This window comes from Wolbachia endosymbiont (group B) of Lycaena phlaeas (assembly GCF_947251875.1).
Taxonomy (GTDB): Bacteria; Pseudomonadota; Alphaproteobacteria; order Rickettsiales; family Anaplasmataceae; genus Wolbachia.
In genome coordinates this window covers 859,101-878,775 of sequence record NZ_OX366392.1, presented here as the reverse complement: position 1 = coordinate 878,775, position 19,675 = coordinate 859,101, and the positions used below count along the sequence as shown (strand labels likewise).

Below are 19,675 nucleotides of genomic sequence, written 5' to 3'. Positions count from 1 at the left end.
CTTTATATCATTTAGCAAATTTCTCATTTTTTTTTTACTTTTCCAAAGAATCCTTCAGATTTCTGCTCTACACTTTCATGTTCCTCTTCCTCAAGCGCTTTTAATAGCTCAATCTGCTTTTGGGTTAAATTCTTTGGATTTAAAGTCTCAACTATTACCTGTACGTATAAATCACCACGAGCATGTGAGTTCATATATGGCATACCCTTTTCCCTACAACGTAGTTTGGTACCAGTTTGAGTGCCTTCAGGGACCTTTACTTTTATTTTAGCTCCATCAATTGATTGAATATCGATTTCACCACCAAGTACTGCTAGTGTCATTCTTATAGGCACTTTACAGTGTAAATCTGCTCTATTGCGAGTGAAGATCTGATGAGTAGCTATTTTCACACATACGTATAAATCTCCGCTTTTTCCACCTCTTGCTCCAGCTTCTCCTTTACCACTGACCCTTACCTTAGCTCCTTCTTCTATGCCTTTTGGAATTGAAACGGAGATATTTACTTCATCTCTTTTACGCCCACTTCCACCGCATTTCTTACATTTATTTTGTATTATTTCTCCTTCCCCATAGCATGTAGTACACGTTCTTTCAATGGTAAAAAAGCCCTGTTGAGTTCTAATTCTACCGCTTCCCTGGCATGTGTTGCACTGAACTGGTTTGATTGCTCCTTCGCTACCTGTGCCTTGGCATGTATTACATTTTATATTTGTCACATAATGTATAGGTGCTTGTATTCCTTTAAATGCATCTTCCAAGGTAATTTTAAGGTCGTAGCGCAGATCTGCTCCAGATACTCCTGTTGTACTTCTTTTTGTTCTTGACCTACTTGTACTGCCGCCGAATCCTCCACCAAAAAAATCGTTAAATATATCACTAAAATCCCCTCCAGCTTGGCTGAAATCAAATCCACCGGAAGCACCATCGTGACCATAACGATCATAACCTGCTCTTTTTTCAGAGTCAGATAGAACTTCATATGCAGCTGTTACTTCTTTAAATTTTTCCTCTGCTTCCTTATTACCAGGATTTCTGTCAGGATGATATTTTAATGCTAGTTTTTTATATGCTTTTTTTATCTCGTCAGTACTAGCATTTCTGCTCACTTCTAGCAGGTCATAGTAGTCTTTTTTGTTCATATATAATAGCTCAGTATTTTACCTTTAAAGATAGGTATTACATATATGAATTTCAAGTATGACCTCTATTTCCTATAAAATATGGTGCACCCTGAGCGACTTGAACGCCCGACCTTTTGATCCGTAGTCAAATGCTCTAATCCAACTGAGCTAAGGGTGCTTGCACAAAGCTGACTTTAACAGATTTTATAGCTTATTTCAATTGGTTTAGCTAAAAATAAAACTCTTATCATGTATGAAACCTGTAAGAAATTGTACTAGCTCTCTTAAAGGATAACTTAAGTTAACAGTTTCCAATTACTTTGATTTTAGAACCGCTATCCGAATAAGAGCTTTTCACATTATACTGCCAAGCTGCTAACAAATAGCGGAATGACGGTTATAGTTAAATCTAAACTATTTTGGCTATATCAGAAGACGGGTTATGCAGAAACCTTAAAATACTTCTTGCTTGCCAAGGAGAATAAATACATTCCTACAAACAAGCAGATACTCAATATCGATGCATAGGAAAACTTGAAAATTAAATCTTTAATATATATTGATAAGCATTTACCTGCAGAAATTTTGTATAGTAGTCCAACACAAATAATCGTACTATCAATGACCGATGCTATAATTAAAGTGATGAAATTTGCCATATGAAAATTCAATTTCGACTTTAATTCTTCAAAAACAACTATGCTTGAGAGAAGAGAGATTAAAATTGGAGTATATAGAACCAGTATCATAAAACCAAAATTTTGCAATTTAAAAAGACAGCATATCACTGTACACACTATTAAGCTGTAAGTAGCTTTGCTTCTACCATAAAACTCAACCATTGAGTTTACAACTAAAGTAGCTCCCACAAATAAGGCAGCACATATCATTAATTTATTTGAAGTGTTAAGTAAAGAAAGACTGATAAGCAAGAGTATTGATAAAATGGACATAATCACCTACCCAAATTTAATAATATGCATTTATTTTAATCAGACATTACACATAATGAAAAATTTGTCTAGCGTAATCAAAAGTTATTTAAACTAGTACCTAAGTCTTTCAAATCTATTCTTATAATATCCTTTATATTGAGAGCTTTCTCCTCTGTCACTTTTCCAATACATGAAAAAACTATACCTTTAAACAATTCTTCAAACTTCCGCTGATTTTGCGGGGCAATGGTTACTAATATTCTACTTTGCGATTCAGAAAACATTATTATCTTGTTTATTATGTCTGTATTTTGTGTTTTTCCTATTGGTACTAGTGAAAGATCAATTTCAGCACCAAGGTCTCCTGCAATTAGCGATTTTGCCAAAGCAATAATTAAGCCGCCTAAGTTTGGTGCAATTGCAGAGACAATTATGCCATCTTTTATTGCCTGGTTGTAACGTTCATACAACTTCCTAGCGCTCTTTGCATTAACTTTTGGCACGTTGTTATTATCTATTCCACTATATAACTGATATTCAGATCTACCAAGCTCATCGTAGGTTGTACCAAGCACATATATCAAGTCCCCTGGCATTTTCACATCAAGCGATACCGCATTTTCAATATTGTCTATAATTCCAATTGCTGAAATGAGTAGTGAAGGTGGTGCAGATATCATCACTTTCTCGCCATTTTCATCATATCCCTTGAAGTCATTGAACATACTGTCTTTTCCGGATATGAATGGTGTTTTAAATGCAGTTGCAAAGTCGTAACAAGCCTCTGCAGCTCTCTTTAGTTGCCACAATCTTTCTGGATTATAAGCATCACACCAGCAAAAATTATCGAGCAACGCTAGATGATTTATATTTCCTCCTGCAGCTACGTAGTTGCGTATGGCAGTGTCAATCGCACATGCTGCCATGTGATAAGTGTCAATTTCTCCATAACTTGAGCCAAATCCCTGCGATTTTACAACACCTTTGTTTGAAGAAAGGACTGGCCTCGAGACAACAGCTTCGCTGCACACTCTTCCCTTGCCTTGCAGTGGTTTCAGTATTGACGATCCTTGAACCTCATGGTCATATTGCACCACTATAAACTCTTTGCTGCGTATGTTTGGTCTGCTTAGCATTTCTTTTAGTTCAAAGGTGTCATGCAAGTAGCTGAGACTGGAATCCATTTCACGCTCAGTTCTACCATCGTATGGGTTTTGGCGTAAAATGTTTGCAGGCTTTACCTGCTGGATCCCAGTGTCAAGCACTGGGATGACAGCAAAGGATACAGCAGACTCCTTAGACCACGGTTTCGTCTGTAAATGCACTTTGGGATTACCGTCATGCAGAAATTCAGTTTCGATGTCCATTATTACTTCTCCTGGGGGACATTTAACAACGGCTTTGCCACTTTTGTTGAATTCTCCAATTACACAGACCTCCACATCATGTGTTTTCATGATTTGCTTAAACGCAGGAAGATTTTCTTCTGGCACTGCTAAGGTCATTCTCTCTTGTGATTCTGATATCCATATTTCCCACGGAGCCATACCATCGTTTTTAAGGAGAACCTTGCTCAAATCAACTTCAAATCCGTCTTTTCCCATTTCACCAATGGACGATGATAGACCGCCTGCTCCATTATCCGTTATTGCATTATAAAGACCAAGATCTCTTGCTTTTACGACGGCGTTGGATAATTTTTTTTGTGTTATAGGATCACCAATTTGCACAATTGTTGAAGGGCTGTTTCCCGACAATGCCTCTGAAGAAAAAGTTGCACCGTGAATTCCGTCCCTTCCAACTCTTCCACCAATAATTACGATTTTATCACCGTTTTTGGGTTCTTTTATGTGTGAAGGTGCATTATTTATATTCCGTGGAATAATTCCGATGCTTCCAACAAAAACTAATGGCTTTCCACAGAATCTATCGTCAAAGTATACCGATCCAAGTTGCGTTGGAATACCGGAGCAATTACCAGCAACATTAACACCGTGAATCACTTCTTTCATTATATATTTTGGTGGTAAGATTTTATCAGTACGCTCTTTATCTCTATAAAGTTTGCCTTTTGATTCTTTGGCAAAGCAAAAGTAATAAGTATTCATGATAGGTTCTGCACCTTTGCCAAAACCGACTATATCTCGATTAACTCCAAGCACTCCAGTCATTGCTCCACCGAACGGATCGAGAGCTGAAGGACTATTGTGAGTTTCAACTTTATCTACAATCAAGTAATCGTCATCAAAAATTATTCCTCCTGCGTTGTCGGAGAAAACTGACACGCATATGTTAGAATTTATCTCACGCGTTGCACGCTTAATATAATGAGCATATAGACCATCTTTTATTTCATCAATAGGGGAGCAAAAAATATTGTGTTTACAATGTTCAGACCAAGTCTGTGCCAGAGACTCAAGTTCAATATCATATGGATTTCTACCGAGTTTTTTAAAGTAATCCTTTATAGCTTTCATTGCTGCCAGCGAGAGCCCTAAAGTGCCATTACCATCGATTCCATCTCTGCTGATTTTTTCAAGCTCTTGGTCACTTACATTGAGTTTGACAGATTTTGCTCCATTATTACCTGGTGTCATCCCAGTGCTTGACACTGGAATCCATTCTTTTTTTTCCTGGTCACGCGCTGTAATGACACCAACTGGGGTATTTTGTTTACTGTAATACTTCCAATGGCAATTGCCGTTTTCTTTATGGAAAAGTGTGCAATATTCAGTAATAGGATTGAATTCCTGTTTTATGTCATCTTCGGTTGGAAAACCTCCTTGACTTAGAATCAATTTTGAACTTCTTGCCTTGATAGAAACACTTTCATCAATGTGGCGTTTGCTCATTAGATATTCTCTAACAATTTGTTTTGCCGTGTTTCCTACGTTATCGGTCATGCCAGGTAAAAAGCTTATCTCCAAGCCCCACTTTGCTTGTGATTCTATGAAGTTATATTGAACTTCTTCAAGGTTTTCATTGTAGGAATAATAACGGCAGTCTTGTATGGCTTTATTATAAAATAGCCCACAAATTTCTTCATGTAATTTTGATGGTAATTCTTTGCTTATGTAAATCAAGTAAACATTAACTACCCTTCTGCGGCTAACTTGTTCACATTTATTAAAAACTTCTATTCTGATGTTTGCCATGTAATATTGTGAAAGACTTTAATATATCATAGCATAAGAAACTGCGAGCACATTTATATTTTAAATAATTTCTATACAATAAAAGTGTTGTATTAATTGTTACTGTTAGTGGGAAGAGTTTTTACTGTTAATGTGAATGAGTCCCTTTTTGATGTGCTGGTTCAGCACATATTTTCTGAATATGAAAGAGAAAAAATTCCCGAGATAAAGATCATACTTCCCTGCAAGAGGGATGTTATAGCATTGCTGAGTGCATTCAAGAATTACAGAACTATAATTTTGCCAGAGATAGTTTCACTAGAAAACATTGATGAAGAAGATTTAATATTAAATCTTGATAGAGTTAAAGTTATCAACCCAACAAAAAGAACACTGCTACTCATTCAATTTATATTGGAGTGGAATAAAAAAAACAATGATAATTTTCCAATCGATCTGGTTTACAGTTTGCCGTCATTGCTTCAATATACCCAAATAGAGGGTGATTATCAACTTGATGAGCACTCAAAAAAAGTAGGGAATTTCATAAATTTACTTATCAAAACTTGGAGTAAAACTTTAAAAGGTTTGGGAGTAATAGATATACTAAAGCATAAGAATGACTACATAAACAATATGATAAACTTCCTGCAGAAAGATCAGCATATGATCTTTATTGGAATTGGAAAGGGTGAAATCTACAAGTTATTGATTAAGGCTATATATGACCTGCCATTTGGAAAGATAATTCTACCTAACCTGAATTTGAAAATGAACGAAAAAGATTGGAAATCACTTGATAAAAAACACTATCAACATTGCCTGAAAGATTTACTCGATTATTTAAAAGTGGATAGAAGGGATGTTAGTTTTCTGTCAGAAGCGTGTTCTGGTGTCATCCCAGTGTCAAGCACTGGGATGACAGAAGAAAGGGCTGGGATAACAGGAAGTCCTGAGGAATATCTTGATTATATCTTCGATACAACTGCTGATCTAAGTGAAGTTGGTGGCGGATCAATTGAAAATATTGAAGTCATCACTTGTGATTCAAGGGAGGAAGAAGCACAAGTGACGTCACTAATTATAAAGAATGAAGGTTATGAAAACGCTTCTTTGTTTGTCTTTGATAAATTACTTGCAGATCGTATGGCGTGTACCATATCGGAAAACTATTCTTATGTGACGCTTCTGCTTTATAGTATTGAGATTTTGAACTCAAAATGGAACGGTGTGGCATTGCTTTCTCTTCTTAAACATAGGCTAGTGACTTTTGGTTACGCTCAAGAAGAGTACACTCGTATTTTATCTGAGTTTGAGATAGAAGTATTGCGTAGCTTTAATACAAATGGTCTTAAGGATATTATTAACGCTATTAATACTTGTAAAAAGCTAAGACATAAAGAAGATATATTAATTATTATCAGTAAGTTAAAGATTATATTTAATCCTTTACTGTATCTTGTAAATTATCCCATTTTTGATGTGGCATCAGCTCATTTGCAGTGTGTTAATGTCCTTTCTAATATCAATTTTTTAGAGCTAAATGGTGAAATAGGTAATTTTACTCGTGATTTCTTAAATGCATGTGAAGATGTAGCAATAAAATGCTCCTTAGAGTTATATAGCCAAATCCTGATATTATTTTTAAAAAGGAAGTTTTTTTCTCCAGAAAATAACTTAGATAAATTCAGCTTATATCACAATAAGGTTGTAGTACTTGCTGGATTTAATGATATACCAAATTTTCAGAATCCGTTTTTGAGTGCACTGAATAGAGAAAAATTTAACCTTCCTTCTGTGCAAGAAGAGCAAGGGTACTTTTTGTATACTTTGCGCAATTTATTTGGTGCCGGCAAGGTTTATATTACGAGGCTAGTGAGTGATAGAAAATCAATTCTATTGCGCCGTTTGGAAGTTCTGTTACAAGAACCAAAATATCCTTATCGCAATTGGCTAAGAATATTAAATACACCTGAGTGCATTGTTCCATGTACTCAGCCTATGCCAAAACCTAAAACTGAAGTGAGGCAAGCAAAAATGCAAGTGATGTCTTGCAGTGCGGTAGAAAAACTGATTCGTAACCCTTATTCATTTTATGTTGAATACATACTGAACCTTAGACAGTTGAAAGACTTAAATTTTAAGCCATCGATATTGGAGTTTGGCACTATGGTACACAATATTCTTGCAAGATATTTACGCAACGAAAAGTCGCTGATGAATATTGCACGAGAAATATTCTCGTCTAATCGATTCCACTTTTCAAATATGTGGTGGGTAAGGTTGCAGAGGATAATTCAATCTTTTGTTGAGCTTGATAGGACTGGAAACAATCAAGTTGAGTTGGAGAAGAGCTTTTCCTATCCGATATTTCATATTCCAGCGCGTGACACACAACTGCGCGGATGCTGTACAACTTCCACTAAGAATAAGGGTGTCATCCCAGTGCTTGACTACTTGGATCCAAAAAATTTGATTGCAAATGAACACACCAGACAATTGTGTAATAAGAGCTGGTCAGATACTCGAATGACAGAAGAAATTTTATTGACAGCAAGATGTGATAGAGTTGAGTATCTACCAGGTGGGCAAGTAGCAATTATAGACTATAAACTTGGTTCACCACCTTCCAATGAGGAAGTTATGTCAGGATTTTTCCCGCAATTAATTTTACAAGCTTTAGCAGTGGAATACACAACAAAAAAAGAAGTCTCGGAGCTTGCTTATTGGAAACTTGATTATGATAAAATAAAGGTTATTGCTTTGAAAGATTATAGACAAAAAATGCATGAATTTCAGAATATTCTACCAGATTTCTTATCTAATTATTTAAGAGATACTACTCCCTTCATTGCCTCTCCTTATTTTGATAAATTCCTGAGATTTAACATCTACAAACAACTAGAAAGGATAGGGGAGTGGTTATAAATTATATCTCCTCTCATCCAGATCAAAATAGCTGGTTGTACAGCTGGTTTACTAAGTGCAGTAGGAGAATTACTAGATTGTGATATAGACTCATCTTTGCTAGACTCAAACAACCATAAAAAAACACTAAAAAGTGATTCAATCAATTTTAGCCATTAAAACTTGAATAGTGGCTAAAATAGCTTTAAATTGTATATTTATTTTAGAGGGGTATATGCCATCACAAAAACAGCTAAATGCGCAGCTAATTGATGCTGCTAAAAAAGGACAGCTAGATTTTGTTCAGCAAGCTATACAGGGTGGAGCAATTATTAATACAATAGATGATGATTATGGGAGAACTGCTTTAATATGGGCTGCTGACAATGGTCAACTAGAGATATTACAATACTTGATAGAAGAGGGAGCAAATGTTAATGCAGAATCTCCGGGAAACATAACTGCTCTAATTCATGCTGCTGCCCATGGTCATCTTGAGGTAGTACAACTTCTAATAGCAAATGGAGCTGATTTAAATGTGAAACGTCAAGGTCAATTCTCTGCCCTAACATATGCTATTGTAAATGGCCATACGGAGATAGCAAAGCTTCTAACTAGATATCATTTAATAGCTAATCTTGATATGTCAATACCTCGCTTGCCTCTTCCTACTTGTATACCAGAGTTATCATCTTATTGGTATGACTGTAAGGATGAGCTCAATAAAATGAAGGAAGAAGATAGTGAATTATATAATTTTCTTGTAAGTAAGAGAATTAATGAACAGGTAAGAATTTGGACAGAGAGTGAGACAATACGAAATATTGCACAAGATAGATTAAATATAGAATACTCAATCTATGCTAAAGATTTAACAGGTAAAATAGAATTAGTGATATTTTTTCTTAACAACAGGGAAATAATCAATTCTTTATCGTGGTATTATAAGGTAAGAATTCAAACAATTGATCAGGTAAAAAGGCTACTTGATCGTTTCACAAGAGAACATGTAGAGCTTGAAGTAGAAATTGTTCCAGCACAATTAAACTTTAATACTCAAGAGTTACAACCCCCTAAACTAAAAACATTATCATTTGCACAAATGATTAACAATCATGCAGGATTATTTTCAGCTGCCAAAAATGGTCAATTAGAAACAGTAAGATACCTGATAGAAAAACAGAAAAAAGATATTAATTCAACAGATCACTATGGAAGAACTGCTCTAATGTGGGCTGCTGGAAGTGGCTATTTAGAGGTAGTAAAGTACCTGATAGAAACAGCAAAAGCAAATGTTAATGTGAAAGATGGCTATGAAAACACTGCTCTGAATTATGCTACTAGAAACGGGCATTTAGATGTAAAAGAATATCTGAAAAGTCATATACAAAAAGAGCTACGGAAGAAATACGTCTGCATTGGTGTTAGTGGTATAGTAGGTTATGTTGCAGGTATGACAATATCATGTTCTGCGGGAGCAGTGATTACAGTTTGTGCAGCATCAGCGACCGTTAGTCTAGCGTTAGGTGCAATGTTGGGTTATATGATTGTAGAAGTAAAAAAAGAGAAAGCAAACAAAGGTATAGCTTCTGCGCTTAAAGATGTTTTCACTATTCAAGCTCTAAGTAGAATAGCCTTATAGAGAGTGAAAGTAGGTTTATTGCTTAAGGTTGCATGATTGCCTTAATAACAATAAAAAAATAATAGAAGCAAAAGATATGGCTTGAAAATTTTCTAAGGTCTTCACTAAAAATGTCTCAACTTGACACTGAAATACAATTTGATTTAATTAATTCATATATGTAGGTAACGTCAAGCACTAGAAGGAGGAAATATGGATAAAAAAATTAGGATAGAATCAGATAGCTTAGGAGAAGTAAAAGTACCAAGTGAACGTTACTGGGGAGCTCAGACTCAGCGTTCTTTGGAAAATTTCAAAATTGGTACAGAGAAAATGCCAGAGCCCCTGATTAAAGCGCTAGCAATAGTAAAACTTGCAGCAGCACGTGTTAACATGAAACAGGGTAGCATAGATAATAGAGTAGGGGATGCAATCTGCACAGCGGCACAGGAGGTAATAGACGGTAAATTTAATAATCAATTTCCGCTTGTTGTTTGGCAAACCGGTTCTGGAACGCAGACCAATATGAATGTGAATGAAGTGATCAGCAATCGTGCAATAGAAATTTTGGGCGGTGATTTAGGTAGTAAGTCTCCAGTGCATCCAAATGATCATGTAAACTGTGGTCAGTCATCAAATGACACTTTTCCAACAGCAATGCATATAGCAGTAGCAGAGCAAATAAACCGCTTGCTTATTCCCAATCTTGAAGAATTATATAAAGCGCTAAATAATAAGGTTCATGAATTTAAAGATATAATAAAAGTAGGGCGTACTCATCTGCAAGATGCAACTCCTCTAACACTTGGGCAGGAATTTTCTGGCTATGCAGTTCAGATTAAAAAGGGAATAGAGAGAGTAAAGTCAACTCTAAGCAATGTATATGAACTTGCACAAGGTGGTACCGCGGTTGGCACGGGAATCAATACTAAAAAGGGTTTTGCTGAGGATTTTGCTAAAGAAGTGGCAAAAATCACTAATTTTCCATTTATTTCAGCAAAAAATAAGTTTGAAGCACTAGCAGCAAATGATGCTTTAGTTGAGCTCAGTGGAGCACTCAATACAGTAGCAGTAAGCTTGATGAAAATTGCAAATGATATAAGGCTACTTGGTTCTGGTCCAAGATGCGGGATTGGAGAAATAATGTTACCAGAAAATGAGCCTGGCTCTTCAATCATGCCGGGTAAGGTGAATCCAACTCAATGCGAAGCAGTGACTATGGTATGTGCTCAAGTTATGGGAAATCATGTTGCAGTGACAATTGGTGGCTCAAATGGTCACTTTGAATTGAACGTGTTTAAGCCGGTGATAATTTACAATGTTTTGCAGTCTATAAGACTTTTAGCTGATGCAAGTTTAAATTTTGCAGAGAAATGCGTAGTTGATATTAAAGCAAACGAAGAAAGAATAAAGGATTTACTAAATCAGTCGTTAATGCTAGTTACTATATTAAATACGCATATAGGATATGACAATGCAGCAAAAATAGCGAAGCTTGCTTATAAAGAAAATATCACTCTAAAAGAAGCAGCAGCAAAACTTCAACTGCTCACTGAGGAGGAGTTTGAAAGGATAGTGAAACCAGAGGAGATGGTAGGTTAATCTACCACCTTTTTTTGTCCCTAGTTAATTGTGGTAATATGTATGGAACTTTGCTGGTTGCTCTACATATACCTCTTCTAAATCACTTAGAGCGTGGTCATTGTGATTAAAGCCATATCTCTTAACCATCTCATCTAGCGTAACAGAGCTTAGAGAGAAACTGAACTCTGGCAATGGATTCACATTTGAGGATTGCAGACTAGTTACTCCATTTATCAAATAGTTATAATACTCTGGGGATAATTGCTCACCTTCTAGGCTATCTGATATATGCTCATTCGACGTTAAACTACTACTAACTGTCGAATTTTCTGTTACAGTATTGCAGAATTGATTATCGAATTCAGCAAAACCCAGAAATGGAATTACTGTTTGGCTACATGATTGATTCTCTTTGTCAGAAGAAAGTTCTAGTCTAGTATCAAATGTATGTTCAACAACTGTTTCCTCGAACGCAGGAGATATAAGAGAGAAATGTGCTGCTGGCAAATCATCTCTGTTTTGTACTAACGGTTCATTGGAGTTTTCAGTACTTAAGTTGCTTGAACTCTCTTTATTGCTTAAGTAAAAATTCTTTAGGACAAGCTTAGCTTTGACAGTTGATTTTGTCTCTAAATTTACTTTATAATCTTCTTTTTGTTGGGGATTCAGTTGATTAAATAGAATTTTAAATAAAGTCGATGTGGGATTAATACAATCGAGTGTATTGAAAGCAAACTCTTGAGGTAACTGATTAAAGATAGAAGGTGCTTCTTCCTTGTCTAGTGCATTTAGTATGCCGGACATAGCTTTAGAGCCTTGAGGCTTTGCTTTAACATGCTCTATATATTCATTTTATGGTTAGTGCTAAGGTTATTAAATGCCTTTCTAAGTTTATTTGTTTGGTGAGAGTTAATTAACTTGTTTAAATTTTTCACCACTTCGTTGCTTATACTACCATGCATTTCTTTACCACCATCAAAGTTAATATATTAATATTATATGAGATTTAATGATAAAATCAATATAAAATTTTTAAAAATTAATTATTTTTATTATAAAAACAGGAATTCTATTAATTTTTTTCCTGATTTGTGTCTGTTTTGCTTTCTATAGCTAACCCAAATTAGGTTTACCGGAACAAATTTTATAAATAATTTAAGTTAGCGCGTGACGCTGGAATGGCTTTGTTGCACCACTCAAGGAAAGAACAGGCAGTTACTGATGGAATTTGTTATAAAATAGATATTTAGCCGACAAAGGAAAAATATGCCAATAAGAATGAAAGTCAGTAACTGCAATGAATATAACAAATTTCTTCAAGAAAGGGGAAATGTTTTTCATTATATCAACGATGCCATTGAAAATTGGTACGAAAATAGTCCAAAAGTAGCAGGTGGCAACAATGTCTACAGCGACAAAGTAGTGATTCTAATTCACATAATAACCTATCTATTCAGGATTGGTCTTAGGCAAACAGTGGGATTTATAGAGAAATATCTTGAGCAAATAGGGAAAATTTTGCAAATTATCAGCTATTCGCAGGCTTCAAGAAGGTTTAAAAAGCTTAATATCAAAATCAACGACTGCAGAGTTGATAAGAACGATATGGAAGATATTGAAATTGCTATAGATAGTACAGGTATCAGCATCTACAATAATATTCCAGGCCATAGTAAGGCAAATGGTACAGATAGAAAGTATCGCCGCTATGAGCAAACAAGATGTAATGCTAGAGATAGGTAGTAAAAAAGTTATAGCTGCAAAATACAGTAGTGGAGTTTATTCCGACCACTATGGAGCCTGTGATCTTATTGAAAGAGTGGATACCAAGTATAACATAAGCACGATATATGCAGATAGATCGAAAGAAGTTATACAAACTGTGCGATGAGCTTGACATAAAGACAAGGATTCCTCCGCAAAATAATGCAGTAGAGCATCCAAAGTTGGATTATATGAATGAGAGAAATTCTACAATCAAGCTCATAAAGTCATATGATGAAGATGGTATGAAGAGGTGGAAAAAAGAGATAAATTATTGGAAGAGATCTTATATAGAAAGTTTTTTCTCGCGACTGAAGCAAATATTTGGATTTAGTTTTAGGAATAAATCTGAGATTAATCGTGAGAAGGAACTGCTACTCAAGTGTTATTTGCTTAACAAATTTACTGAAATAGGCATGGCTAAGTTTGATATAGCTTCATGAATTTATTATACATTACCCACTATTGTAAGTTAAAAATATGATATAAAGGAGATAAGAGGGAAGATAACCCTACTCACTATAGGAATAGAGTTATCACGGGCGTGTGCGACCGACCAACTGTTGGTATTATAACCGTTCGGATCAAGGTACACTAGCCCATCTCTCGATACGTTTGAATAGTTGCATGGGACATATGTATGCACCCGTTTACAATCTTAAATTAATTAAAACTAATCGAGGTTATTATGATTACATCTTATCAAAATTTTATTGGCATTGATATTGGAAAATTTAAAAATGTTGTTGCAGTTCACAAACAGAAGAACGCTGTCGAATTCGACAATGATACTGCTGGCTGGCAACAATTGTTTCAAGATTTTTTAAATATCTTACCTAATTCTTTAGTAACTCTGGAAAACACTGGAAAATATGAGCTTGGCTTAGCACATTTTCTTGTTGATAAAGATATTGCTGTACATCGAGCTAATACTCGCAAAGTAAAAAGCTTTGTTCTATCTCATGGAACTTTAGCAAAGTCTGATCAATCAGATGCAAGAGCCCTTGCTCAGTATGGGTTTGAACGCTATAGTACTCTATCTCTATTTGCACCTATGTCAAAAGAACAAACAACCTTAGTTGCACTTTGTCAACGTCGTGATGACATTACAAAAATGAGAGCTCAAGAGAAATCTAGGCTTGCAGCACCTGAAAACGACCATATAAAAGAAAGCTGTCAGAAAACTATTGAATTCTTTAATAGCCAGATAGATGAGCTCAACAATACCATACAAAAAATTATTGATGAGAATCCAGAGTTACAAAAGCGCCAAAAAATCCTTAAAACAGTTCCAGGAATAGGTGCAAAATTATCTCAAGATTTTCTGTGTCTAATGCCAGAACTTGGTTATGTAAGTAGGGGAGAAATTGCAAGTCTTGCTGGAGTTGCACCTCATCCGAAAGAAAGTGGTAAAACTATTGGTTATCGCAGAATAAGTGGTGGCAGAAGCAACGTTCGTGAAAAGCTTTTTACAGCTGCGATGTCTGCTTCAAGGTCTAAGTCTGCGCTTGGTGCCTTCTATTCAAGGCTTGTTGGTAAAGGTAAAAAGAAGATGGTGGCTATGACAGCTCTAATGCGTAAAATCATAGTAATTGCCAATGCGAGGCTTAAAGAAGCAGTCAATGTGAATTAAAAAAATCTGCATAGAAAATAGGTTAACGAATATGTGGATAAATACGTCTACACACATTTAAAGTATTTATACACATATTCGTTAACCATAAGATCTAAGCAGTAACTGTTGTTTGATACAAAATTTTTCTATGATTAAGTTAGGGTTTTTATTGTCAAAAATGCACTTTTTACTCGAATAAAAAACAAAATTACAAACAAAAGTTGTAATGAAACTAAATTCAAAAAATTTTAAAAAACATAGTTGATCCGAAGAGCTGTGCAACAAAGCCCACTGGAATCCAGATTTTTAGCTATGGTCAAGCCATAGGATGACAAATTAGACCCCAGACTATGCAAGAAATCTAAGGCGAATTATCTTTCATGGTCTGTCTTTGTTTTTTCTACTTTCGTGACAGGAGTTACCAATGGATTATCAATTTGCTTTAAACCTTCACTTGCGCTTTGGTCTTGATTTGAAAGGAGCTTATTTTGTTGTTGCCCTTCATCATTTGAAGTGCTTTTTTGAGTAGTTCCTTTTATATCCTCTACACTCTTTTTATCTTCACCAAAAAGTTTTTTGAATATTTTCTTCAGAAAACGTACCAAAAAGCCTTCTTCTTTTTGATTTTCTTTCGGTTGAGCTATATTTTTCTTTTCACTCAACTGAGATTTTTTATTATTAGATTTTTTTTCTGTAGCATTCCTATCCACTGAGACTTGTTTTAACGAAATTTTAGGCTTTTTATCGCTCGGTTTATCTTTTATAGGATCTTTGCTTACTGAAGGTTGTAACTTAGTTACTGTATCTGTTTGAACAGAAATCTTTTCTTGTTGAAAGTTTCTATCTTCTGAAACAGATCTTCCAGAAGTATTTATTTCGCTAACTGAGTCACGAATTTTGTCTGTTTGCACAGAAATCTTTTCTTGTTTATTTTGATCAGAAATTTTGCCTTCTAATGTAGTTTGAGATTTTTTATTACTTTCAAACTCTGCAACTTTTTTACTTGTAAAAACGTCTTTTCCTTCGAATTTTTGTTTAAATCCAGCAATCTTTTTAAAATCTTCAGCTATTTTTTTGGCTGCACGATCCATTCGACCTTCAAGATTATGAATCAATTTTTTAATAATCTTCACTTCATCTTTACGCCCTTTTTGAGCTTTAAGCTCCCGGTGCAATTCAACAATAATTTTTACTTTATCTTCCAATGAAGAATTTTCTGGAAAAACATCTTTAAGTTCCCGATTCAATTCGACGATCTTTTCAAAATCTTTAGCTACTTTTTTAGCTGCACGGTTCATTCGATCTCTAAGACTACGATTTAATTTTGCAATAGTCTTGATTTTATCTCCCAGTGAAGAATTATCTGCTGCAGAAATATCTTTTAACCTTTTCCCGGGATTTTCTTTGGTTACTTGCCTTTTGTAAGCTTTAAGTTCCTGGCGGAAATCATTGATAATCTTCACTTTATCTTCCAGCGACGTACCTTCTGGAAAAGCACCAGCAAAGACATCCTTGAATTTCTTCTCAATATCTTGTGTATCTTTAAGCTGTGTCATACCCAACTAAATAAAAGCTTATACTAAAATCAGTATATTAGTTAATTATGTAAAAATGGTTAAGACACAAGGAGCACCTCATTTATGCTTTTTTCATCAAAATATCATTTACTTATTAACTTAAAATACGTCACAATATAAAAATGAAAAATAGCCCGTTAGCAGTAGTATTCGATTGGGATAATACCTTAGTTGACACTCAAGATAATATTTCTAATGCTATTAAGCATACTTTAGATTTGATGGGATCTGGCAGTAAAGTTGTTGATAGAAATTCTCATGAATCAAGAAAGAGCTACATGGTCAATTTGTTTGGTGATCAGTGGAAAAAAGCGAACCAGATATATCAAAAATACCTAGATAGTGCACTGTTACAAAATATTACTCTGAACGAGGGAGTAGAGGGAATGCTCCAGACGCTGAAAAGCCACAATATTTACCTAGCGATAGTTAGCAATAAGAAAAATACTAATTTACGTCAAGAAGTTGCCTACTTTAAACTAGATTCTTACTTTGAAAGAATAGTTGGATCATGTGATACTGCAGAAGATAAACCATCTGCAACTCCACTGCTATTTGCACTAGAGGAGAGTACGCTACCTGTAAATAGAGAAAATGTGTTTTTTGTTGGTGACAGCATCACAGACATTCTATGTGCACAAAATGCAAATTGCTTACCTATTGTATACGGACAATCAATAAGAGGTTATGAAGATTTGTTATATTTTCAACATTTTAATAAACTTACAGAATTCATAGTAAAGTATTTGAAAGATAGGTGGTAATGACAGAGATCGCTAGTGTACACAGGCGCTTTTGCGCATATTTAATAGATGTAGCAATTTTATTAATTCCAACCTTACTAATTGTGTTGTCATTAGGGGATTTTCCATTAATTTTACACCTGTCATACATGTGTATAAATTGTGGCTACTTTACATATTTTATATCTTCAACAGCTCAAGCAACTCCTGGTCAACAGTTAATGAATATATATACTATCACTTTAGATAGTTCTAAAATAGGTTTGAGCTTAGCATTTGATCGCACTATCTCTCAGTTTTTTCTTCCTATGCTAAATAATTCAATTATCACCTTTATCAAACTTTTTCAAACATCAGTAAATGCTTTAAGTACACTAGAAGTGATTATAGTGATGCTTACCTTCAGTTGGTATTTAGTTGCTTGCTTCTCTCAGAGGAAACAGGCATTTCATGATGTGCTATTTGATACGATTGTTGTGAGAAAAATAAATTGATGTGACCTTGATTGTTATGTAGATTACATTGGTATATTAGCTAAAGAAAGGTTATGAATAAAGAAATAGTAGAACATTTAAATAAATTACTTACAAATGAGCTGACTTCTGTACGCCAGTATCTTTTGCATTTTGCGATTCTTAAAGATAGCGGAATTAATAAACTTGCAGAAAAGATGAAAAACGAGCTTAATGAAGAACTTGAGCATGCAAATAGGCTAGCAGAAAGAATTTTACTGCTTAAGGGCATGCCAAATTTTCAAGATACAAATAAAATCTCAAAGTATGAAGGAAAGTTCACAAAAGATACAATGCAGAAAATCTTAGAAGATAATTCTAACTTAGAAGAAGAAGGTATCAAGGGCATCAAAGAGGCAATTTCCGTTGCTGAAAAAGAAAAGGATTTCGTGAGTGTAATGTTATTAGAAGGACTACTGAAAAATGAGGAAGAGCACTTACATTGGATCAAAGAACAGATTGACCTTATTGAGCTTATGGGTATTGAAAATTACTTGAGAACACAAATATAGAGTGTTAAGAAAAACAGTATTTATTTTCATTATACCTTTTTTACTTCTTTTTTCACTCGGGTTATGGCAGTTATTTAGATTGAGCTGGAAGAATAATATTATCAAAAATATGGATCTTCCAGTTATTCATCTACTGCCTAGTGATAATCTTTCAAAGTTTAACTACAGAAACGTTAAAATCGACGGAATTTTAAGTGATATAGAACTATATGTTTTCGCAGGTCAACGTGGCTATCATGTGCTGTCTCCTATGTTGCTTATCAATGGACATTACATGTTAATAAATAAAGGAATAGTCAGAGAAAAAAAAGAAGAAAAAGCAAAAATTGAAAAAGTAGCTGCTGATGGCGTTTTGTATTGTGATGGTAGCAAAAATTGGTTTATCAAAAATGATATTGCTTCAAATACATGGTTTACCTTAAGTACAGAAGAAATCTCCAATGATCTAGGTATTAAGCTAGAGAAATGTATATTGTGGCAAGACAATTTTGGTGGCAAATTGACTATACAGCCAATAAAGCATCTTGAATACGCAATTACTTGGTTTGCACTTTCCTTGATTTGGCTCATTATGTGCGTATTTTACTATAGGCAAAATATATATAAGTCGTAGAGATACAGTGTGGAAAAAGAAAAGCTACAAATAGAAAAAATGCAACAAAGTGGAAGAAAATACTTATTACAAGGGTTAGTGATATGTCAGTGTTGCAAATCCGTTTATTATGGAATGAGTAATGCTAAGGGAGGAAGAAGTTACTATCGTTGTCCTGGAAAACGTTTTGGTGAATGTAACAGCAAATCAATACGCGCAGATATACTAGAAGGGGTAGTATGGGAAGAAGTGAAGATGTTAAGAGGGCATATAACGAAGGAAAAGTGTGATTTATCAGAGGTAGATTGGGAGACTAAATTTAATATAATTAGAAAGTTAGTTCAGCGTATTGAAATTGATGATGATAATGTACATATGGTGTTTCGATTAAAAGAACTCGCTCTCGAAAGACAAAAAGAAGATATTCAACCTTGTACCAGAATTATAAAGAATGTAGTGCTATCAAATGCAATAGGAATGCATAAAGTTAGCAATGCCCTGGCTGCAATATCAGTTGCAGTGAAACTTGGAATTAGTGATGAAGAGATTAAAAAAGGTCTTTTGGAATTTAAAGGAGTAGCAAGGAGATTTTCTTTAATTGCCGATATTAAAGGTGTTAAGTTAATTGAGGACTATGCTCATCATCCAAATGAAATACAGGCAACCCTGTCAGCAGCACGTTTGACCACTAAAGGAAAGGTAACAGGAATTATCGAGCCGCTTCGTTTTGCTCGTATTCGTAATTTTTTTGATGAGTTCGTACGAATTTTCATGATGTTTGATTATGTAATTCTCACTCCTGTCCATCCTCCAGAAGATAAGCCTATTCCTGGCTGTGGAATTGATGATATACAAAAAACCTTGATCAGTAATGGGTTTAATGATGTGAAGATTATGAATGATGCTTTACTCATTTCACATTTTATTAGTAATTCGACAAGTTCAGGAGATGTAGTATTATTTATTGGTGCTGGTAGTAATATAGCTAAACTAGCGAAAGAAACTGCAAAGCTGCTGCTAGTAAAATAAACTTAAGCATTGGTGATTTATATGAT

14 protein-coding genes, 1 tRNA gene and 1 pseudogene are annotated in these 19,675 nt (G+C 34.8%); 10 read left to right on the top strand and 6 right to left on the bottom strand.

The window, feature by feature from the left end:
• Positions 1 to 23: 23 nt before the first annotated feature.
• The 4 genes from dnaJ to OPR37_RS03950 form a co-directional block, all read right to left on the bottom strand.
• Positions 24 to 1,142, bottom strand: a complete 1,119-nt coding sequence (gene dnaJ, locus OPR37_RS03965; RefSeq protein WP_012481762.1) for a molecular chaperone DnaJ — start codon at positions 1,140 to 1,142, stop codon at positions 24 to 26.
• 82 nt (positions 1,143 to 1,224) lie between these two features.
• A tRNA-Arg gene (locus OPR37_RS03960) sits at positions 1,225 to 1,302 on the bottom strand.
• Positions 1,303 to 1,564: 262 nt separating this feature from the next.
• Entirely contained in the window at positions 1,565 to 1,873 is a 309-nt protein-coding gene (locus OPR37_RS03955; protein ID WP_230440371.1) for a hypothetical protein, read from the bottom strand.
• Positions 1,874 to 2,154: 281 nt separating this feature from the next.
• Complete coding sequence (locus tag OPR37_RS03950) at positions 2,155 to 5,214, bottom strand: phosphoribosylformylglycinamidine synthase subunit PurL (protein ID WP_265016827.1); 3,060 nt, start codon at positions 5,212 to 5,214, stop codon at positions 2,155 to 2,157.
• Between the two features lie 108 nt (positions 5,215 to 5,322).
• On the opposite strand from OPR37_RS03950, the gene OPR37_RS03945 reads away from it, so the two are divergent.
• From OPR37_RS03945 to fumC, 3 genes are all read left to right on the top strand, one after another.
• Positions 5,323 to 8,121, top strand: coding sequence for a PD-(D/E)XK nuclease family protein (locus OPR37_RS03945; protein ID WP_179943890.1), 2,799 nt, complete (start codon positions 5,323 to 5,325; stop codon positions 8,119 to 8,121).
• Positions 8,122 to 8,335: 214 nt separating this feature from the next.
• Positions 8,336 to 9,742 carry an ankyrin repeat domain-containing protein gene (locus tag OPR37_RS03940; protein WP_264684811.1) on the top strand — a complete coding sequence of 469 codons (1,407 nt, stop codon included), beginning with the start codon at positions 8,336 to 8,338 and terminating at the stop codon, positions 9,740 to 9,742.
• Positions 9,743 to 9,934: 192 nt separating this feature from the next.
• Complete coding sequence (fumC, locus tag OPR37_RS03935) at positions 9,935 to 11,323, top strand: class II fumarate hydratase (protein WP_017532669.1); 1,389 nt, start codon at positions 9,935 to 9,937, stop codon at positions 11,321 to 11,323.
• Between the two features lie 24 nt (positions 11,324 to 11,347).
• Here fumC and OPR37_RS03930 read toward each other — a convergent pair whose 3' ends face one another.
• Positions 11,348 to 12,109 carry a hypothetical protein gene (locus OPR37_RS03930; RefSeq protein ID WP_019236381.1) on the bottom strand — a complete coding sequence of 254 codons (762 nt, stop codon included), beginning with the start codon at positions 12,107 to 12,109 and terminating at the stop codon, positions 11,348 to 11,350.
• Positions 12,110 to 12,571: 462 nt separating this feature from the next.
• Between OPR37_RS03930 and OPR37_RS06330 the strand changes: the two are divergent.
• Positions 12,572 to 13,512, top strand: a pseudogene (locus OPR37_RS06330) (IS5 family transposase).
• 245 nt (positions 13,513 to 13,757) lie between these two features.
• Positions 13,758 to 14,702: an IS110 family RNA-guided transposase gene (locus tag OPR37_RS03910; protein ID WP_265016826.1), complete on the top strand. Its 945-nt coding sequence runs from the start codon at positions 13,758 to 13,760 to the stop codon at positions 14,700 to 14,702.
• Positions 14,703 to 15,055: 353 nt separating this feature from the next.
• On the opposite strand, the gene OPR37_RS03905 is transcribed toward OPR37_RS03910, so the two are convergent.
• Positions 15,056 to 16,147: a hypothetical protein gene (locus tag OPR37_RS03905; RefSeq protein WP_264711290.1), complete on the bottom strand. Its 1,092-nt coding sequence runs from the start codon at positions 16,145 to 16,147 to the stop codon at positions 15,056 to 15,058.
• Positions 16,148 to 16,383: 236 nt separating this feature from the next.
• Between OPR37_RS03905 and OPR37_RS03900 the strand changes: the two genes are divergently transcribed.
• The 5 genes from OPR37_RS03900 to OPR37_RS03880 are packed head-to-tail and all read left to right on the top strand — an operon-like array spanning position 16,384 to position 19,649.
• The gene (locus OPR37_RS03900) at positions 16,384 to 17,025 is read left to right on the top strand and encodes an HAD family hydrolase (protein ID WP_007302658.1); all 642 of its coding nucleotides are present in this window, start codon (positions 16,384 to 16,386) and stop codon (positions 17,023 to 17,025) included.
• Complete coding sequence (locus tag OPR37_RS03895; RefSeq protein ID WP_007302659.1) at positions 17,025 to 17,498, top strand: RDD family protein; 474 nt, start codon at positions 17,025 to 17,027, stop codon at positions 17,496 to 17,498. Before OPR37_RS03900 ends, OPR37_RS03895 begins: the two co-directional genes overlap by 1 nt.
• 53 nt (positions 17,499 to 17,551) lie before the next feature.
• On the top strand, positions 17,552 to 18,028 hold the full coding sequence (bfr, locus tag OPR37_RS03890; protein ID WP_007302660.1) for a bacterioferritin: 477 nt from the start codon (positions 17,552 to 17,554) through the stop codon (positions 18,026 to 18,028).
• A gap of 1 nt (position 18,029) precedes the next feature.
• On the top strand, positions 18,030 to 18,641 hold the full coding sequence (locus OPR37_RS03885) for an SURF1 family protein (protein WP_052264983.1): 612 nt from the start codon (positions 18,030 to 18,032) through the stop codon (positions 18,639 to 18,641).
• Positions 18,642 to 18,650: 9 nt separating this feature from the next.
• Positions 18,651 to 19,649, top strand: coding sequence for a recombinase zinc beta ribbon domain-containing protein (locus tag OPR37_RS03880; protein ID WP_179943897.1), 999 nt, complete (start codon positions 18,651 to 18,653; stop codon positions 19,647 to 19,649).
• Positions 19,650 to 19,675 lie beyond the last annotated feature (26 nt).

Excerpts from the sequence above, each read along its gene's own strand:
- OPR37_RS03930 (WP_019236381.1), bottom strand. The coding sequence starts at position 12,109 with ATGTCCGGCATACTAAATGCACTAGACAAGGAAGAAGCACCTTCTATC.
- dnaJ (WP_012481762.1), bottom strand. The coding sequence starts at position 1,142 with ATGAACAAAAAAGACTACTATGACCTGCTAGAAGTGAGCAGAAATGCT.
- fumC (WP_017532669.1), top strand. The coding sequence starts at position 9,935 with ATGGATAAAAAAATTAGGATAGAATCAGATAGCTTAGGAGAAGTAAAA.
- bfr (WP_007302660.1), top strand. The coding sequence starts at position 17,552 with ATGAATAAAGAAATAGTAGAACATTTAAATAAATTACTTACAAATGAG.
- OPR37_RS03895 (WP_007302659.1), top strand. The coding sequence starts at position 17,025 with ATGACAGAGATCGCTAGTGTACACAGGCGCTTTTGCGCATATTTAATA.
- OPR37_RS03955 (WP_230440371.1), bottom strand. The coding sequence starts at position 1,873 with ATGATACTGGTTCTATATACTCCAATTTTAATCTCTCTTCTCTCAAGC.
- OPR37_RS03900 (WP_007302658.1), top strand. The coding sequence starts at position 16,384 with ATGAAAAATAGCCCGTTAGCAGTAGTATTCGATTGGGATAATACCTTA.
- OPR37_RS03940 (WP_264684811.1), top strand. The coding sequence starts at position 8,336 with ATGCCATCACAAAAACAGCTAAATGCGCAGCTAATTGATGCTGCTAAA.
- OPR37_RS03950 (WP_265016827.1), bottom strand. The coding sequence starts at position 5,214 with ATGGCAAACATCAGAATAGAAGTTTTTAATAAATGTGAACAAGTTAGC.
- OPR37_RS03910 (WP_265016826.1), top strand. The coding sequence starts at position 13,758 with ATGATTACATCTTATCAAAATTTTATTGGCATTGATATTGGAAAATTT.